This window comes from Acinetobacter sp. NyZ410, from assembly GCF_022828975.1.
GTDB lineage: Bacteria > Pseudomonadota > Gammaproteobacteria > Pseudomonadales > Moraxellaceae > Acinetobacter > Acinetobacter guillouiae.
This window is the reverse complement of sequence record NZ_CP094620.1, coordinates 634,265-649,832: the sequence shown is the minus strand read 5'-3', so window position 1 is coordinate 649,832 and position 15,568 is coordinate 634,265. Positions and strand designations below refer to the sequence as shown.

At 39.2% G+C, this 15,568-nt stretch carries 17 protein-coding genes and 1 pseudogene; 4 read left to right on the top strand and 14 right to left on the bottom strand.

Features of this window, described 5'->3' with window-relative positions; all coding sequences use genetic code 11:
- Positions 1–57: 57 nt before the first annotated feature.
- The gene (locus tag MTO68_RS03085) at positions 58–780 is read left to right on the top strand and encodes a FadR/GntR family transcriptional regulator (RefSeq protein ID WP_004818986.1); all 723 of its coding nucleotides are present in this window, start codon (positions 58–60) and stop codon (positions 778–780) included.
- Positions 781–955: 175 nt separating this feature from the next.
- On the opposite strand, the gene MTO68_RS03080 is transcribed toward MTO68_RS03085, so the two are convergent.
- The gene (locus tag MTO68_RS03080; protein ID WP_244014959.1) at positions 956–1,825 is read right to left on the bottom strand and encodes a LysR family transcriptional regulator; all 870 of its coding nucleotides are present in this window, start codon (positions 1,823–1,825) and stop codon (positions 956–958) included.
- A 173-nt stretch (positions 1,826–1,998) separates the two neighbouring features.
- Here MTO68_RS03080 and MTO68_RS03075 point away from each other — a divergent pair, with 173 nt between their 5' ends.
- Together MTO68_RS03075 and MTO68_RS03070 are read left to right on the top strand one after the other, a co-directional pair.
- Entirely contained in the window at positions 1,999–2,709 is a 711-nt protein-coding gene (locus MTO68_RS03075) for an AzlC family ABC transporter permease (protein WP_244014957.1), read from the top strand.
- Positions 2,706–3,020, top strand: a complete 315-nt coding sequence (locus MTO68_RS03070) for an AzlD domain-containing protein (protein ID WP_004723188.1) — start codon at positions 2,706–2,708, stop codon at positions 3,018–3,020. Before MTO68_RS03075 ends, MTO68_RS03070 begins: the two co-directional genes overlap by 4 nt.
- A gap of 106 nt (positions 3,021–3,126) precedes the next feature.
- Here the strand turns inward: MTO68_RS03070 and MTO68_RS03065 are convergent, their stop codons facing one another.
- Complete coding sequence (locus MTO68_RS03065) at positions 3,127–4,035, bottom strand: LysR family transcriptional regulator (protein WP_244014955.1); 909 nt, start codon at positions 4,033–4,035, stop codon at positions 3,127–3,129.
- A 123-nt stretch (positions 4,036–4,158) separates the two neighbouring features.
- On the opposite strand from MTO68_RS03065, the gene MTO68_RS03060 reads away from it, so the two are divergent.
- On the top strand, positions 4,159–4,914 hold the full coding sequence (locus MTO68_RS03060; RefSeq protein ID WP_244014953.1) for an SDR family oxidoreductase: 756 nt from the start codon (positions 4,159–4,161) through the stop codon (positions 4,912–4,914).
- Positions 4,915–5,366: 452 nt separating this feature from the next.
- On the opposite strand, the pseudogene MTO68_RS03055 reads toward MTO68_RS03060, so the two are convergent.
- The 12 genes and pseudogenes from MTO68_RS03055 to MTO68_RS03000 all read right to left on the bottom strand — a co-directional run.
- Positions 5,367–5,518: pseudogene (locus tag MTO68_RS03055) on the bottom strand (Fic family protein); the annotation flags it as partial.
- Positions 5,519–5,530: 12 nt separating this feature from the next.
- A complete protein-coding gene (locus MTO68_RS03050; RefSeq protein ID WP_035301146.1) occupies positions 5,531–6,664 on the bottom strand; it encodes an MFS transporter in 1,134 nt (377 codons plus the stop codon).
- 114 nt (positions 6,665–6,778) lie between these two features.
- Complete coding sequence (locus MTO68_RS03045; protein WP_005312214.1) at positions 6,779–7,846, bottom strand: ArsO family NAD(P)H-dependent flavin-containing monooxygenase; 1,068 nt, start codon at positions 7,844–7,846, stop codon at positions 6,779–6,781.
- A gap of 101 nt (positions 7,847–7,947) precedes the next feature.
- The gene (gene trxB, locus MTO68_RS03040; RefSeq protein ID WP_009585686.1) at positions 7,948–8,901 is read right to left on the bottom strand and encodes a thioredoxin-disulfide reductase; all 954 of its coding nucleotides are present in this window, start codon (positions 8,899–8,901) and stop codon (positions 7,948–7,950) included.
- 17 nt (positions 8,902–8,918) lie between these two features.
- Positions 8,919–9,623 (bottom strand): arsenical resistance protein ArsH, encoded by a 705-nt coding sequence (gene arsH / locus MTO68_RS03035; protein WP_000174605.1) that lies wholly within the window; start codon positions 9,621–9,623, stop codon positions 8,919–8,921.
- 5 nt (positions 9,624–9,628) lie between these two features.
- Positions 9,629–10,672, bottom strand: coding sequence for an ACR3 family arsenite efflux transporter (gene arsB / locus MTO68_RS03030; RefSeq protein ID WP_005312206.1), 1,044 nt, complete (start codon positions 10,670–10,672; stop codon positions 9,629–9,631).
- Positions 10,673–10,679: 7 nt separating this feature from the next.
- Entirely contained in the window at positions 10,680–11,153 is a 474-nt protein-coding gene (locus tag MTO68_RS03025; protein WP_009585692.1) for an arsenate reductase ArsC, read from the bottom strand.
- Between the two features lie 6 nt (positions 11,154–11,159).
- The gene (locus tag MTO68_RS03020) at positions 11,160–11,483 is read right to left on the bottom strand and encodes a metalloregulator ArsR/SmtB family transcription factor (protein ID WP_244014951.1); all 324 of its coding nucleotides are present in this window, start codon (positions 11,481–11,483) and stop codon (positions 11,160–11,162) included.
- Positions 11,484–11,542: 59 nt separating this feature from the next.
- The gene (arsC, locus tag MTO68_RS03015) at positions 11,543–11,977 is read right to left on the bottom strand and encodes an arsenate reductase (glutaredoxin) (RefSeq protein ID WP_005312198.1); all 435 of its coding nucleotides are present in this window, start codon (positions 11,975–11,977) and stop codon (positions 11,543–11,545) included.
- Between the two features lie 167 nt (positions 11,978–12,144).
- Positions 12,145–13,974 (bottom strand): ferrous iron transporter B, encoded by a 1,830-nt coding sequence (locus tag MTO68_RS03010; protein WP_009585756.1) that lies wholly within the window; start codon positions 13,972–13,974, stop codon positions 12,145–12,147.
- Positions 13,964–14,218 carry a FeoA family protein gene (locus MTO68_RS03005; protein WP_009585673.1) on the bottom strand — a complete coding sequence of 85 codons (255 nt, stop codon included), beginning with the start codon at positions 14,216–14,218 and terminating at the stop codon, positions 13,964–13,966. The genes MTO68_RS03010 and MTO68_RS03005 overlap by 11 nt, the downstream gene beginning before the upstream one ends.
- Positions 14,219–14,229: 11 nt before the next feature.
- Positions 14,230–15,525, bottom strand: a complete 1,296-nt coding sequence (locus MTO68_RS03000; RefSeq protein ID WP_009585719.1) for a cation diffusion facilitator family transporter — start codon at positions 15,523–15,525, stop codon at positions 14,230–14,232.
- Positions 15,526–15,568: the final 43 nt, after the last annotated feature.

Below are 15,568 nucleotides of genomic sequence, written 5' to 3'. Positions count from 1 at the left end.
AATTTAATTGATCAAAAGGGTTTTGGCAAGACCAATTTTTTGTAAAAGTTGAAATTTATGACTCAAACTCGTCTTTATCAAAATATCTTTAATAAAATTCAAGATGATATAAAAAATGGAATTTATCAGTTAGGCTCCAAATTACCGCCTGAGCGCGATCTTGCCCAGCAGTTAGGTGTGAGTCGTACTTCTGTACGTGAAGCAATCATTGCACTTGAAGTCAATGGGATTGTCGAAGTTAAACTTGGCAGTGGCGTGTATGTCATTAAAGATCAACAAGATCAGGATTTAGAACAAACGGGTTTTAATACCAATATTCATCCGTTATTGATCCCTCATTTAAAAGAGGATTCTGCTGTTACACCTTTTGAAGTTTTAGAAGCACGTTTGCAAATTGAACCGTATCTCGCTGAACTTGCCGCAAAACATCGTACAGATGAACAATTAGAAGAGATTAAAGAAGCGTTTTTTATGAATGTCCGAGATAATTTGGAACATTCTAGTGAGCATATTGGAGATCGTTTATTTCATATTCGTATTGCCGAAGCGAGCCAAAACAGTGCTTTTTCTTTTTTTCTGAAATACTTACTTGGGAAGCAATATACCGAGTTGTTCAGTCGTATGCGTAGTCTATACACTCCTGAAGATATGCCTTTAAGGTCTCAGCATGAACATCAGGAAATTATGGCAGCAATCCAGAGCCAAGATGGTGCTGCGGCATATAAAGCCATGCAGAAGCATTTGCAGAATGTCATTAATATATTTTCAAGAAAAGTATAAATTTGGGTTATTTAGGATGAGCAACTTTTGATTTTAAAATAAAGCACATTTAATTCGCTTTGTGCTTTTCTAACTTTTTCAGATTTAGTTTATGTTTAAATAAAAAGCACAACTCATCTCATCCGAAGACATCATATTGATACATAAGAAGATGAGGTACCGAATAAAAATCTTTTTAATAGGTAATGGATTGCCTTAATGTCTTAATTAACAGCTCATATAAATGATCAACCGCTTTTGAATTAAGCGAGACTCGACTTCTATATACAGATGCTTCCATGGGTGCTAATGGACCTAGTCCATGCTCTGCTCCTAAAATTTCTAAATGCGGAGGCGCGCTACATTGTGTAAAAACTGCGACGGCCAAACCACTTTCAACTGCTGCAATTTGCCCGATTAAACTAGAACTATTATAAACTACCCGATAACGGCGACCTTGCAATGCGAGCGAATTGATCGCACTTTTTTTGGCTAAACTGGTACTTTCATAAACAGCAATCGGTATCGGATCTTCACGCCATAATTCAAATTGGGGAGAACCTACCCACACCATTGGCTCATGAAACAATAAGGTGCCTTGACGGGGGTTATCCCTTGAAATCAATGCTAAATCAATCTCACCATTTTCTATACGTGGGATCAATGAAGTCGATTGTTCACAAATAAATTCTATTTCAACGCCACTATAACGTGGTGCAAAACGCTTAAGCACTGGCGTTAAATATTTAGCAGCGTAATCATCGGGTACACCTAGTCTTATCCGACCAGTTAACTCTTCTCCATTAAAAGCCATTTGTGTTTCATGATGTAGATCAAGTATCCGTCTTGCATAACCTAAAAGAAGTTGCCCTTCAGAAGTAAGTTGAATTTGTCTATGCGTTCTAACTAAAAGTTGGCATTTTAAAGCACCTTCCAATTTTTTTAACTGCATACTGACAGCGGACTGTGAACGGTATAGCTCAGGTGCTGCATTTGAAAGAGAACCTGTATCAACAACTGCGACAAAACATTTTAACCAATCAATCTGTAGATTTTGTAGATTCATGATTTCACCAAATTATTCGATTTTCGAATAGTATATGTAAGAATTATGCGCTTTTCATTCTAACTTTCTAAGTCCATAATTTATTAAGAAAAGAAGGAAATTTCCCCTAATTTTCATCAGCGATCATTAGGTATATAGCTCACTAGAAAATTTAAAAAGATAAGGAAATTATTTTGTCGAATGTTGACCCAAATATTTACAGTTTAAGTCATTCCCAAGTTTGGTCAGGCTTTAAGAGCCTTCTTCCAATTTCATCTTTCGTGGTAATTTTTGGGGCTGCTTTCGGTTTAGCAGCAACGCAAACAGGACTAAACAATAGCTCTATCATGTTAATGAGTAGCTTTGTTTTTGCAGGAGCATCTCAATTTGCGACTTTAGAACTATGGGGCGCGCAAATATCACTGATTCCCTTAATAGTCACAGTTTTCTTTATCAATGCTCGGCACCTTTTAATGGGCGCATCTCTTTACCCTTGGTTACGCCACCTGCCTCCCATCAAACGATACAGTATCTTGCTGGTTATTTCTGATGCCAATTGGGCACTCTCACTACAAGCATTTAATCGTGGTGAATCAGGGATGGGCTTATTGTTTGGAGGAGGCCTTGCGCTTTGGCTCGCGTGGGTTTTAGGCACAGGACTGGGTTTCTATTTTGGTAATGTCATTCATCATCCTGCATTGCTGGGATTAGATATGGTCATGGCTTGTTTTCTACTGGCGATGGTTGTCGGTGGACAAAAAAATCTCAGAATACTCATCATCTGGACAATCGCAGCCTGTAGCTCATTATTGGCTTATTGGTACTTACCAGAAAATAGTCATGTCGTTGTGGGTGCTTTATTTGGCGGAATTGTCGGAATTTTCTGGAAAGAGAAACAGCTATGAACTTAGAGATTAGCACCACTTATCCATTAATTATTATTTTTATTATGGCCATTGTGACATTAGCCACTCGCTGGGGTGGTGTTTTGATTATGTCTTATGTACCTATTAGCGATCGTGTGCAACGATTCATTAATGCAATGTCAGGATCTGTACTGGTTGCACTTTTGGCTCCTATTGCGGTTGAAGGTGATCATGGCGCTCGTTTGGCGTTACTGACAACATTGATCGTTATGCTACTGCTTAAAAAACCACTGTTGGCGATTGCTGCAGGAATATTGGCCGCAGCCTTATTCCGTCAGTATTTTGTATGAAATGATAGGGAGCTCAAAGAAGCTGCCTTTGGCTATATTAAACCTAAACAAAATTGAGCAATGACTACACATTGCGCATAAACGACATCGGGTTCATTTAGTGAAACTACAGTGTATCGTGATTCATTTTTTTGAATAGAAGAATCAACCAATTAATAAATTCACTTAGTCTGCGGGGTTGATTATTTCGCGATTCATATAAAATCGACAAAGACATCGGTGCACTGGTAAACGCTGTTAATACTTCAATAAGGTCACCATTTGCCAATTGTTGTCTAACACCAATTCTGGGAATTTGAATAATCCCTAGTCCATTTAAACCTGCAGCTAAATAGGCATCCGTTGTGCCGACACTGATTAGACTTGGAGTTGGTACAAGGTAGGTTTGATTATTTTGATTGTATTCAAAAGCATTTTGCGACTGGGTGTCAGCATGAGAATAATCAACAATATAATGATTTTTAAGATCCTCTAATGATGTTGGTATACCGTAATGTTCCGCATAACTGGGACTAATACAATTAACCATTTCCATAATACCCAAATGGCGTCCTATTAAATTACTGTTTTCAAGCTGACCTCCACGGATTACGCAATCTACTCGTTCCTTGATAGGATCAATACGATAATCAACGCCAAGCAGCTTAATCTGTGTTTTTGGATATTGTTGAAACCATGCAGGTAAATGGGGAGCCACCACGCTAGAAAAAAACCGACTTGGCATATCGATGTTAATCACACCACTGAGTTCTTCACTTTGTTGTTGAAATTGGTTATCTAAGCCTTCTAACTCATCCAATAATCTTAAGCATTCGACATAATAGCGCTGACCTGCTTCTGAAAGAGAAAGGTGTCTTGTATTTCGATAAAGTAAACGAGTTTTTAAATGATCTTCAAGCTTAGTGATTGACATAGAGATTGCTGACTTAGGAATCTTGAGCTGTTCTGAAGCACGGGTAAAGCTACCATTTTGTACAACAGCGATAAAACGTTTCATCGTCTCAATCTTATCCATACATCACTTCCAATTGTTCATTATTTATGAACAGTCTTATCTGATTACTTACATTTATCAAGACAATTAATTCCTGTACTTTAATTTTATCAACAGTTAATCAGCATAATATGAGGTCAGTACATGAATAAAATCGCATTCATCACCGGAGGGAGTCGTGGAATAGGTCGAGATGCAGCGCTTAAACTCGCTGAGCAAAATATTGACATTATTTTGACTTATCATCGCAATGAAAAAGCCGCTCTAGACGTGGTTGAGAAAATTAAAGAAAAAGGTCAAAACGCATTTGCCATTCAATCTGATATTCGAGATATCACATTATTTGATGATTTGGTAAAAAGCTTGAGTTTCGTATTAAAAGAGCAATTTGGTCGTGAAAGTTTTGACTACCTACTCAATAATGCGGGGACAGGTTTACATACGAGTATTGAAGAAACTAGTATTGATGATCTAGATGATATGCTCAATATCCATGTGAAAGGCCCATTTTTTCTCACTCAAAAATTGCTACCACTCATTGAAAATGGCGGTCATATTGTAAATATATCCTCTGGTCTAACACGCTTTTCTATGCCTGGGTCAGCTGCATACGCCATGGCAAAAGGCGCTGTAGAAGTCATGACACGTTATATGGCAAAAGAATTCGCCTCCAAAGGGATTCGTGTCAACACGATTGCGCCCGGTGCGATTGCGACTGATTTTAGAGACGGTGCAGTCCGCAATAGTGAGCAAGTTCAGGGGATGATCGCATCTATCACTGCATTAGGCCGTGTTGGTGAAGCGGATGATGTTGGAAAAGCAATCGCTGCTATTTTTAGTGAAGGATTTAACTGGATCACAGGTCAGAGAATAGAAGCCTCTGGTGGTATGCTGTTGTAGTTTTAACTCGCACAGCTTTAACATATTGGTGGAGTTATGCAAATTTCATATAACTCTGCCATATCGGGGTTCTAAGCAAATACAAAAAATTAATATTCATTAATTTTACAAATTCTATCTTTTGAGTATGACTATTGATTTTAAAATAAAGCACGTATAATCCGCACTTGCTTTTTTTCTATCTTTTTCAGGTTGACTGTATGTCTGAGCTCCAATCTTTAACGCCTCGTATTTCGGTCGCTCCGATGATGGATTGGACCAGTAAAATTTTATTTTTAATTTAAATCAAAAACTTATTAGAAATTTTAAAATTTTTAGGCGTAAAATAGGCGCAAATAAAGTCCATATTTCGTCCAATTTCACTATACTATTATTTTAATTTTAAGCGCTCGTTTATTAATCAATATAGTAGCATTTAGCTCATTTTATCTCAACTCTACACCTAAATTTGATCATTTCAACCTATAGCGTTGCTTCGGACTTTTCGGCTTATCTGGAATAGTGCATTTGACCAAACCAACTTCTATTGCAGGATTCAAATAATTCTTTGGAATGTTACTCGATGGGTTAATCCGACCAATTGGATCAACTCAGCCAAAGTATAGCCTGCTACTTCTTAGACCTGCTGAATGGGTAATTTCAACGTGCCAAGCAATGCGATAAAAACTAACGTAGTTAAAATTATCAATAAGATATTGACTCCCCACTTTTCAAGAATAAATGCAGAGATGAGAGGGCCAAAAGCCAATGCAATCATGATAGGCCGACCTAATAAGCCCATTCTGGTTGCATAGCCTTCTCGCCCAAATAAGGCAAGAGGTAATGTGCCTCGAATAATAGTGAGAATACCATTGCCTGCGCCATATAAAGCCGCGCCAAGCAAGGCTAAGGCATATCCATCCGTAAACAAAAAAATGATGCCAAAGAAACTAATCAATACTCCAACACGACTCGACCAACTTGGATGTAAGTTTTTAAACAAAGAGAACTCAAGCAGTCTCGCAATGATCTGCGCTGGACCAATCATCATCCCGATCGCAAGGGCTGTTGATACACTAAAACCAATGGTTTTTAGCATCGATAATAAATGAACTGAAATTGTCGCCACAACAAAAGATTGTACCGTCAAAATAACGGCTACCAACATAAAGAGTCGATTACCTTCTTTGTGTAGATTGGTTTGGCTATTGAGTTCTTTAGCATGAGCTTCCGTGCTTTGTTCTTCTCTAGGAAGTAAAAAGTAATGCAACGGTAAACCAAGCAGCAGATGAAATAATGCAAGAATGAAGCAAGTAATTCTCCAACCGTATAAGCCTTCTAAAAATACGATGAGCGCCCATCCGATAGTACTGGCTAAGCCACCTAATAGTGTTACTCCTACTATCGCTGTTTTTGCATCTTGACCAAGTAATCGCCCCAAGGTTGAAAATGCAGCATCATATAAGCCAAAAGCCATACCAATACCGAGCATTGTCCATGCAAAATAATAAACCAATAGATGAGAGGAAAGCCCTAAACATAACAGTCCGATAGCGAAGAATATTGAACTAATAGAGAGTGCTTTTCTTCCACCAAATTGCTCGATAAACCGTCCAACTTTTGGAGAGCAAATACCTGTAACAATAAATCCCCAAGACAATCCTGCAATCACTAAAGTTAGAGACCATCCTGTGTCTTTGGCAATAAGATTAGCCAGTACTGCGGGTAGATAAAATGTAGAGCTCCACGCAAGAATCTGTGTGAAGCCCATAACAGCAATGAGTTTATATTTTCTTGAATGAAGTAACATCACAATAAAGAAGTACCCATAAAGTATTGAGGGGTAATGCAAACCTTTCTATACACTGCCTTAAATGCATAGCTCTTAAACATTAGCCAAATAAGCATATATTTGATCTACCGCTGCTCTTGCTGTTCTAGAAACCCCAATGAGTGTAGCGGATGCCATGCCTGTCCACTCCCCATAGCCAACCAACCAAAGGTTATTTACTTTTATTGAGCGTCCATCATTCACATCAACCGTCTGATCAGGTTTGACAACATCCAGACTTCTTAAGTGATCCAGTGAAGCCTTGAATCCTGTACACCAAATTACAGCATCTACCGCTTGTCTTGTACCATCAGCCCAAACAACGGAATGCTCCTCAAATGAGGTAAAGGGTTCTCGACTATGTAGTACGCCACGTTCACGTGCCTCTTTGACACTGTCTATCATGACAATATCACCCAGACCACCAACGGGTTGATCAATCACACGACCTTCCTGTTGAGCTTTTAAACGTTCAGTTGCCCGAAGAAACAAGACCCGCCCATCAACGTCATCTGATAAAAATTGAGGTGGTGTTGCTGTGACCCAAGTGGTATCTGCAACCTTTGAGACTTCGGCAAGAATTTGTGCCCCTGAGTTACCACCACCAACTACGATCACTTTTTTATTAATAAAAGGATCTGGATTCACATAATGTGCTGAATGCGTTTGTAATCCTTCAAATCGTTCACGTCCTTTATAATGCGGAATATAAGGCTGACTCCATGTCCCTGTAGCACTGACCACCGCTTTAGCTCGCCAATATTGATCGCCAGCATACACGTCTAAGTAGCCATCTTTTTGTTCGATATGATCGACATGAACTGGTCGAATAATCGGAAATTGATAGCGTTGCTCATATGCCGACAAGTAGTCAATCACTTCATTTCGCGTTGGGTAGGTTTGTTCAGTTGTTGGCATCATCCAACCTGACAAAGAGCTCCAAGTATTTGGAGAAAAAAGACGAAGCGATTCCCAAGCATGTGACCATGCACCGCCCGCCTGAGATTGATCATCTAAAATAATAAATGGAATTTTCTTACGTTTGAGGAAATAAGCTGTAGCAAGTGCTGCCTGACCACCACCAATAATGACTACATCGACTTCAGCTTGTAATTGAGTCAAAGTATATCTCCTATTATTTATTGTCATAATCAAAATTTAACGCCCAGTCTGCAATAGACTGGGCGTATTTCATACAGTTTTCAAGCGTTTAAATGAGCCTTTCAATTGCTCAATTGATCAAGATACTTTTCGGCATCCAAAGCTGCCATACAACCTGAGCCTGCCGAAGTAATTGCTTGGCGATAAATGCTGTCAGCAACGTCACCCGCAGCAAATACCCCAGCCACAGAAGTTGCTGTTGCATTGCCTGAAGTACCACTTTGTACTTGAATGTAACCATCACGTAGAGTGAGTTGACTGTCAAACATACCTGTATTCGGTTTGTGACCAATAGCAACAAATAAGCCCTGAACTTCAACATCTTGTATGCTTTCGTCCAAAGTTGACTTCAAGCGAACTGAAGTAACACCAGTATTATCACCTAAGACTTCATCAACTTGCTTATTCCAAAGAATACTAATTTTGCCTTCTTTTTCTTTGGCAAAAAGATGATCTTGTAGAATTTTCTCTGAACGTAAACTGTCTCTACGGTGAACTAAGGTGACATGTTCAGCAATATTAGAAAGATAAAGTGCTTCTTCAACTGCTGTGTTACCACCACCCACGACCATGACTTTTTGATTCTTATAAAAGAAACCATCACAAGTTGCACATGCGCTGACACCTTGACCCATGAATTTAGCTTCAGATTCAAGACCCAAGTATTGTGCTGTCGCACCTGTTGCAATAATCAGTGCATCACAAGTAAATTCTTCCATGTCACCTTTAAGCACAAATGGACGGACGCTTAAATCAACTTCATTAATGTGGTCATACACAATCTCTGTGCCAAAGCGTTCAGCATGGGCTTGCATTCGTTCCATAAGTGCAGGACCAGTTAAACCTTCTGGGTCGCCTGGCCAGTTATCTACCTCAGTGGTCGTTGTTAATTGACCACCAAGTTGTATACCTGCAATCAATGTGGGTTTTAAGTTTGCGCGTGCTGCATATACAGCGGCACTATAACCCGCAGGTCCTGAACCTAAGATCACTAATTTAGAATGTCTCTTTTGCATTTCTGATCACCTAAAGTTTATAAGCTACGTTGATTGACACGCTTAGATAATTCTTCTGCCGACTCTTTTCGCTCTGAATAACGGTCTGTGAGGTACTGACTTTGCCCACGAGTGAGCAAGGTGAACTTATATAGTTCTTCCATGACATCGACAATTCGATCATAGAAGGATGAAGGTTTCATCCGTCCATCTTCTTCAAACTCTAAAAAAGCTTTTGGAATAGAGGATTGGTTCGGAATAGTGATCATACGCATCCAACGGCCTAAAATACGCATCTGGTTTAGGCTGTTAAAAGACTGTGAACCGCCACTGACCTGCATCAATGCCAAAGTTTTTCCTTGCGTTGCGCGAATCGCACCACCTGCCAATGGAATCCAATCAATTTGCGATTTGAAAATTGAACTCATTGAGCCGTGACGTTCAGGTGAGCACCACACCATTCCTTCTGCCCAAGCGAGTAAATCATGCAACTCTTTAACCTTTGGATGTTCAGTGTCCGCATCTTCAGGTAAAGGCAGCCCTTTAGGATGAAAGATTTTTACTTCGGCACCAAACTGCTCCAAGATACGTCCTGCTTCCATTACGGCCAATCGGCTGTATGAACGCTCACGGTTAGAACCATACAGCAGTAAAATACGCGGTGGATGATCCAACTCTTTAGCTTGTACTTTTTCTAAAGTAGGTTGATCCAAAAGATTCATATCTACATTTGGGAGAGTCATAGAAATTACACCTCTGCTTTAAAAAACTTTTTTCTGAGCCATAAAGACACGCTAACTAAAGCAATCAACACAGGCACTTCAACCAGTGGGCCAATTACAGTGGTAAACGCCACAGGTGAGGCTAAACCAAAAGTTGCAATCGCTACAGCAAGTGCCAATTCAAAGTTATTTCCCGTAGCAGTAAAAGAAATTGCTGTGGTTTTAGGATAATCGTTCCCCATCCATTTGCTCATGAAGAAGCTGATGAAGAACATGACAATAAAGTAAATGGTCAATGGAATCGCAATACGCAAGACATCCATCGGTAAGCTCACCACATCGTTCCCTTTCAGGCTAAACATCGCCACAATCGTGAACAATAAAGCCAGTAGACTCAGTGGACTAATCTTAGGTAAGAAGACATTTTGATACCAAGCCAAACCTTTAGCACGAACTAAAATGAATCGGGTCATAAAGCCAAGAAAAAATGGAATCCCTAAATACACCAGTACCGCATGGGTAATCGTCCAGAAATCCACATTGATCACTTGCCCTGCAACACCAAAATACGGTGGTAAGAAGGTCAAGAACAACCAAGCATAGGTACTGAAAAATAAAATTTGGAAGATACTGTTAAAGGCCACCAATGCAGCAACATATTGGTTATCCCCACAGGCCAAACCGTTCCACACCAAGACCATCGCAATACAACGAGCCAGTCCTATCAGGATTAAGCCTGTCATATACTCTGGATAGCTATGTAGAAAAATAATGGCTAATGCAAACATCAATACTGGTGCTATCACCCAGTTCTGTACCAAAGACAAAGTTAAGGTTTTTTTGTCTTTAAACACTTGTGGTAGCGCTGCATAATCCACTTTTGCCAAAGGTGGATACATCATCAAAATCAAACCAATCGCAATTGGAATATTGACGGAATCCACACTCATTTTATCCAATGCCACTGAGGCTTGTGGAAAGAACACACCGATCGCAATTCCCAACCCCATCGCAATGAAAATCCATAGCGTGAGGTTACGATCTAAAAATGACAGTCTTTGTTGAGCCATGATGTTCTCATTCAATATCTGAGATGTGATTGATTGCAGCAATCAATTCAGAACGAGACATATGCGCTGTATCCAGTGCCAACAATGCATCTAAACGACGATTGATATGGTCTACAGTCACTTGGAATGCTTTTAGTTTTTCTTCTTTAGGTAAGTCTAAGTGTGATGGATCAGCCAAGCCCCAATGTGCCTTGATCGCTCCACCCAAATAAAGCGGACACGCTTCTTGCGCTGCTGAATCACACACGGTAATCACCACATCAGGCTGATATTGTTCACAATCATCAATGGTTTTGCTCCACAAACCATCGGTCGAAAGCCCTAAGTTTTCTAACGTTTCAATGGTCAATGGATGTACCTGTCCAGATGGCTTACTGCCTGCACTGTACGCTTTCCAACTTGCAGGCGCACGACTGTTAAACAGCACTTCAGACAAAATGCTACGGCAACTATTTCCAGTACACAAAAAAAGGAATTTCATAATCTATTACTCACAATAACTATTTATAGGAAACATATTGGTATCGACCACAACTTGATTGGGTGATGTTTTTTGTAAAGTGCCTAGAATTTCAAAACACCAAGCTGGTAGTTGTGGATTAATGCTGTAGTACACCCATTGGCTTTGTCGTCTGTCCTGCAACAATCCTGAAGAACGTAATAACGCCAAATGCCTCGAAATCTTGGGTTGGCTCAGTTGTAGCTTTTCTGTCAGATCACAGACACAGAGTTCTCTATTCTCAGCAATTAAAGTCACGATATTGAGACGGGTTTCATCTGATAAACATTTAAAAAAATTAACTTGATCCATCTTTGCTACCTATTTATTCATTTGGATATACAGATAATCATATACAAAAATTAAATTTTTTAATTTACTCTCTGACCATTTTCATCAATCACTTGTTCACCATCTTCTTTAGTGAAAGCACCCTTTTGCGGTAATGGCAAAATATCCAAAACCACTTCTGACGGGCGGCTTAAGCGAGTGCCTAGTTCAGTCACCACGAATGGACGGTTAATCAAAATTGGATACTGAAGCATAAAGTTAAGCAATTGATCTTCAGTCCAATCCTCTTGATCAATTCCTAAATCTGTATATGGAGCAACATTTTTACGAATCGCTTCTCTCACTGTTAAACCCGCATCCGCAATCAGCTGAATAAGCTCACTTTTAGATGGCGGATTGACAAGATATTCAATAACTTCAGGTTCAATATTGGCATTACGAATTAATGCCAATGTATTACGTGATGTACCACATTCAGGGTTGTGATAAATTTTAACGTTTGGAGTAGCAGACATTTGCTCAAACTCAACAGGATCTTTAAATATATTTATATACGAATAAACATATATATGCAATTCCCAATATACCCATTTTCATAATAAAACTTCTACTTCAAAATTCTAACTTTAATTAAGAAGATACAAACAGCGATAATTTCACCGCTGTTCGATTTTCAACTTAACTATATGCGGCTAGCAATCTGATACGTAACAAAAGAGAAGAAATATGCTAGTGAAAACAGATAGGTAGCCATAGTAATTGGTTGTTTCCAACTACCTGTTTCACGCTTGATTGTTGCTAATGTTGCAAGACAATGAGGTGCAAAAATAAACCAAACCAAGAGTGATAAGCCTGTTGCAAGTCCCCATCCATCAGGCCCAGAAATTTGACTGAGCAGAGTTTGTGTGACTGTATCTTCATCCCCAGACATAGCGTAAATCACACCTAATGCAGCAATAATTACTTCACGGGCTGCCATTGCAGGAATGAGCGCAATACAAATTTCCCATGTAAAGCCGATTGGGGCAAAAATAGGGTGAATGATGTGCCCCAATTGCCCTGCTAGGCTGTAATTAATTGCAGGCATTGTGGCGTTATCTGGTGGCTGAGGGAATGTCACGAGTACCCATAACAAAATTGATAAAGCGACAATAATTCCACCAACTCGCTTTAAGAAAATTGTTGCTCTGTCATATAGGCCTAATGCAACATTTCTAATATCTGGTAAACGGTAAGTTGGTAATTCAAAAATAAAAATGCTTTCAGTTTTATCTTTTCGAACTAACTTTAAAAATAAAGAAACCAATAGCGCAGATATGATTCCTGACATGTAAAGTCCAAACAGGACTAAACCTTGTAAGCTGAGCCACCCATAAACCAACTTATTAGGAATGAACGCGGCTATTAATAAAGCATATACAGGTAGTCGAGCAGAACATGTCATTAATGGCGCAATCATAATCGTTGCTAAACGATCTCGTTCAGAGCTAATACTTCTTGTTGCCATGACTCCGGGAATAGCACAAGCGAAACTGGAAAGTAATGGAATGAATGAACGACCGCTTAACCCTGCTTTAGACATAAGTTTGTCTAATAAGAAGGCTGCTCTTGGCAAATAACCCGATTCCTCTAAGATCAAAATAAAGAAGAAAAGGATAAGAATTTGAGGCATATAGGCTAGAACGCTGCCTGCACCCGCAATCACACCATCAACAATCAAACTTCTTAATAGTGGATGCGAAATCAAGGGGCCAATTGCACCACTTAGCCAAGTAATTGAGTCTTCAATAAAAGCAATGAAAGGCTGTGCCCAAATAAAAACGGCCTGAAACATGACAAACATGGTCAGCGTTAAAATTAGTAGGCCAAAGACAGGATGTAAAAATATTTTGTCTAAAAATGCAGTTCGTTTATCACCACTGTCATTTTTTAAAATAACTTGCTTAGTAATGTATTTAATCTGATCAAAATGATTTAGCTCAGAATGATAAGGTGCAACAAATAGATTTTTTTGATCTAACTGCGTTAATAGCTCCTGAATCCCTTTTGTTTTCACAGCGATGGATTCAACAACAGGCACTCCTAAAAGTTGTGATAGTTTTGAGGTGTCAATTGAAATTCCACGTTTTTTTACTTCATCCATCATATTCAAGACGAGTAACATCGGTCTATTTAACGCTCTGACCTCTAGTACTAGGCTTAAATGAAGGTGAAGATTTGTAGCATCAACAACACAAACAAAAATGTCAGGTAATACTTCACCTTTTAGCTCACCGAAGCAGACAGCTCTTGTTACTTCTTCATCTAAGCTACTTGGTTTTAAACTATAAGTCCCGGGCAAATCCAATACTCGAACAGTGTCTCCTGAAGGTAACTTAAAGAAACCTTCCTTACGTTCAACAGTCACACCTGCATAGTTTGCAACTTTTTGCCGAGTACCAGTAAGGGTGTTAAACAGTGAGGTTTTACCACAATTGGGATTACCAATGAGTGCAATATTTTTAGTGTTCATTGACAATCTCTACAAAAATTCGTTCAGCTTCATTTTTTCTTAGGGCAAAGCGCGATGTTTCAATTTGGACTAAGATCGGATCACCACCGAATAGACCTTTTTCGAGGACTTGCAGCGATTCACCAACTCTAAAACCCAGTAACTCAAGCCTTTCAAGTACAGGATCGTTGTTGCTGTATTGTTCCCCTTTTTTGAGATCAATAATTTTTGCAAACTGATTAGGTTTCACTTGAAATAAGTTCATGATTAATCGTCCTATTTCAAAGCCAAAATTTTTCGAGCACCATTCAGCACGAATAAAGAAACAATAATTCCAATAATCAAGTCAGGGTAAGCTGAACCTGTCCAAGCAACGAGTGCGCCTGCGAGGATTACGCCCATGTTAACGATCACATCATTCGCTGAGAAAATCCAACTTGCCTTCATATGAGCTCCACCATCTTTATGCCCTGATATGAGATACAAACAACTGACATTCGCTATAAGTGCAAAGAATCCGATAATAATCATAAGATTAGATTCAGGTTCACTTCCAAACATAAATCGTCTAACGACATCAACAATTACAATTACAGCGAGTATGAGCTGAATCCAACCAGCGAAATGAGCTGCCCGCACTTGATATTTTGCTGCTTTACCTACTGCATAAAGTGCAATGCCATAAACGGCAGCATCAGCAAACATATCAAGAGAGTCTGCAATTAACCCTGTGGAAGCGGCAATAATGCCACTAATAAATTCAATGACAAAAAGCACTGCATTAATTGCGAGTAGTATTTTGAGCACTTTAGCTTGCCGAGTTGGATCAGGACTATCTGGTAAAGTTCTTATTGATTCAACAGTACTTTCAAGCTTAGCTCCAAAACCGAGTCCCTCAAGTTTCGTTGTGATTTCTGAAATTCCATCGGTATGGAAAACCTGTAATTTTCTATTCGGAAGATCAAAAACTAAGGCTTTTACCTCACTCAATGGTGCTAAAGCCATTCGCACCATTTGCTCTTCTGCGGAACAATCCATTTTAGGGATAATATAGGTACTGGTCTGTTTCGAGTTTTTATTATCATTATAGATTTCAGTTGAATTTAACTTTGCTCCAAATCCGAGTGCTTCAAGTTTTGACGTAATTAAATCAGTATTGCCTTCATACAAAACTTTTAGATTTCGATTTGGTAAGTCAAAAATTAAACTATTAACGCTTTCTAAAGAGGACAAAGACATTCTGACCATCTGCTCCTCTGCGGAACAATCCATTTTAGGAATGGTATAGTCGCTAATGAGGGCTGCTCTGCCTGTTTCTTTATTTATATTTTGTTGCTGATTACTTGTATCAGTTCCACAGCATGATTTAGCCTTTGCTGAACAAGGCTGACTACCACCACAAGCATCTACAGTGATCTGCTCTTTAGACTCGCTAGCAATACCTTTATCACAACAAGACTTTTTATTTGTTTCAGTATTTAAATCTGTACCACTACAAGAATCGGTTTCAGATATATTTTGTTTGGGTTTAGTGTCTTCACAAGAACCGTCATTACAACCGCAACCACTCATAGATGTGCCTATAGTCATATTTTCACTTATTGCATATTAGAAT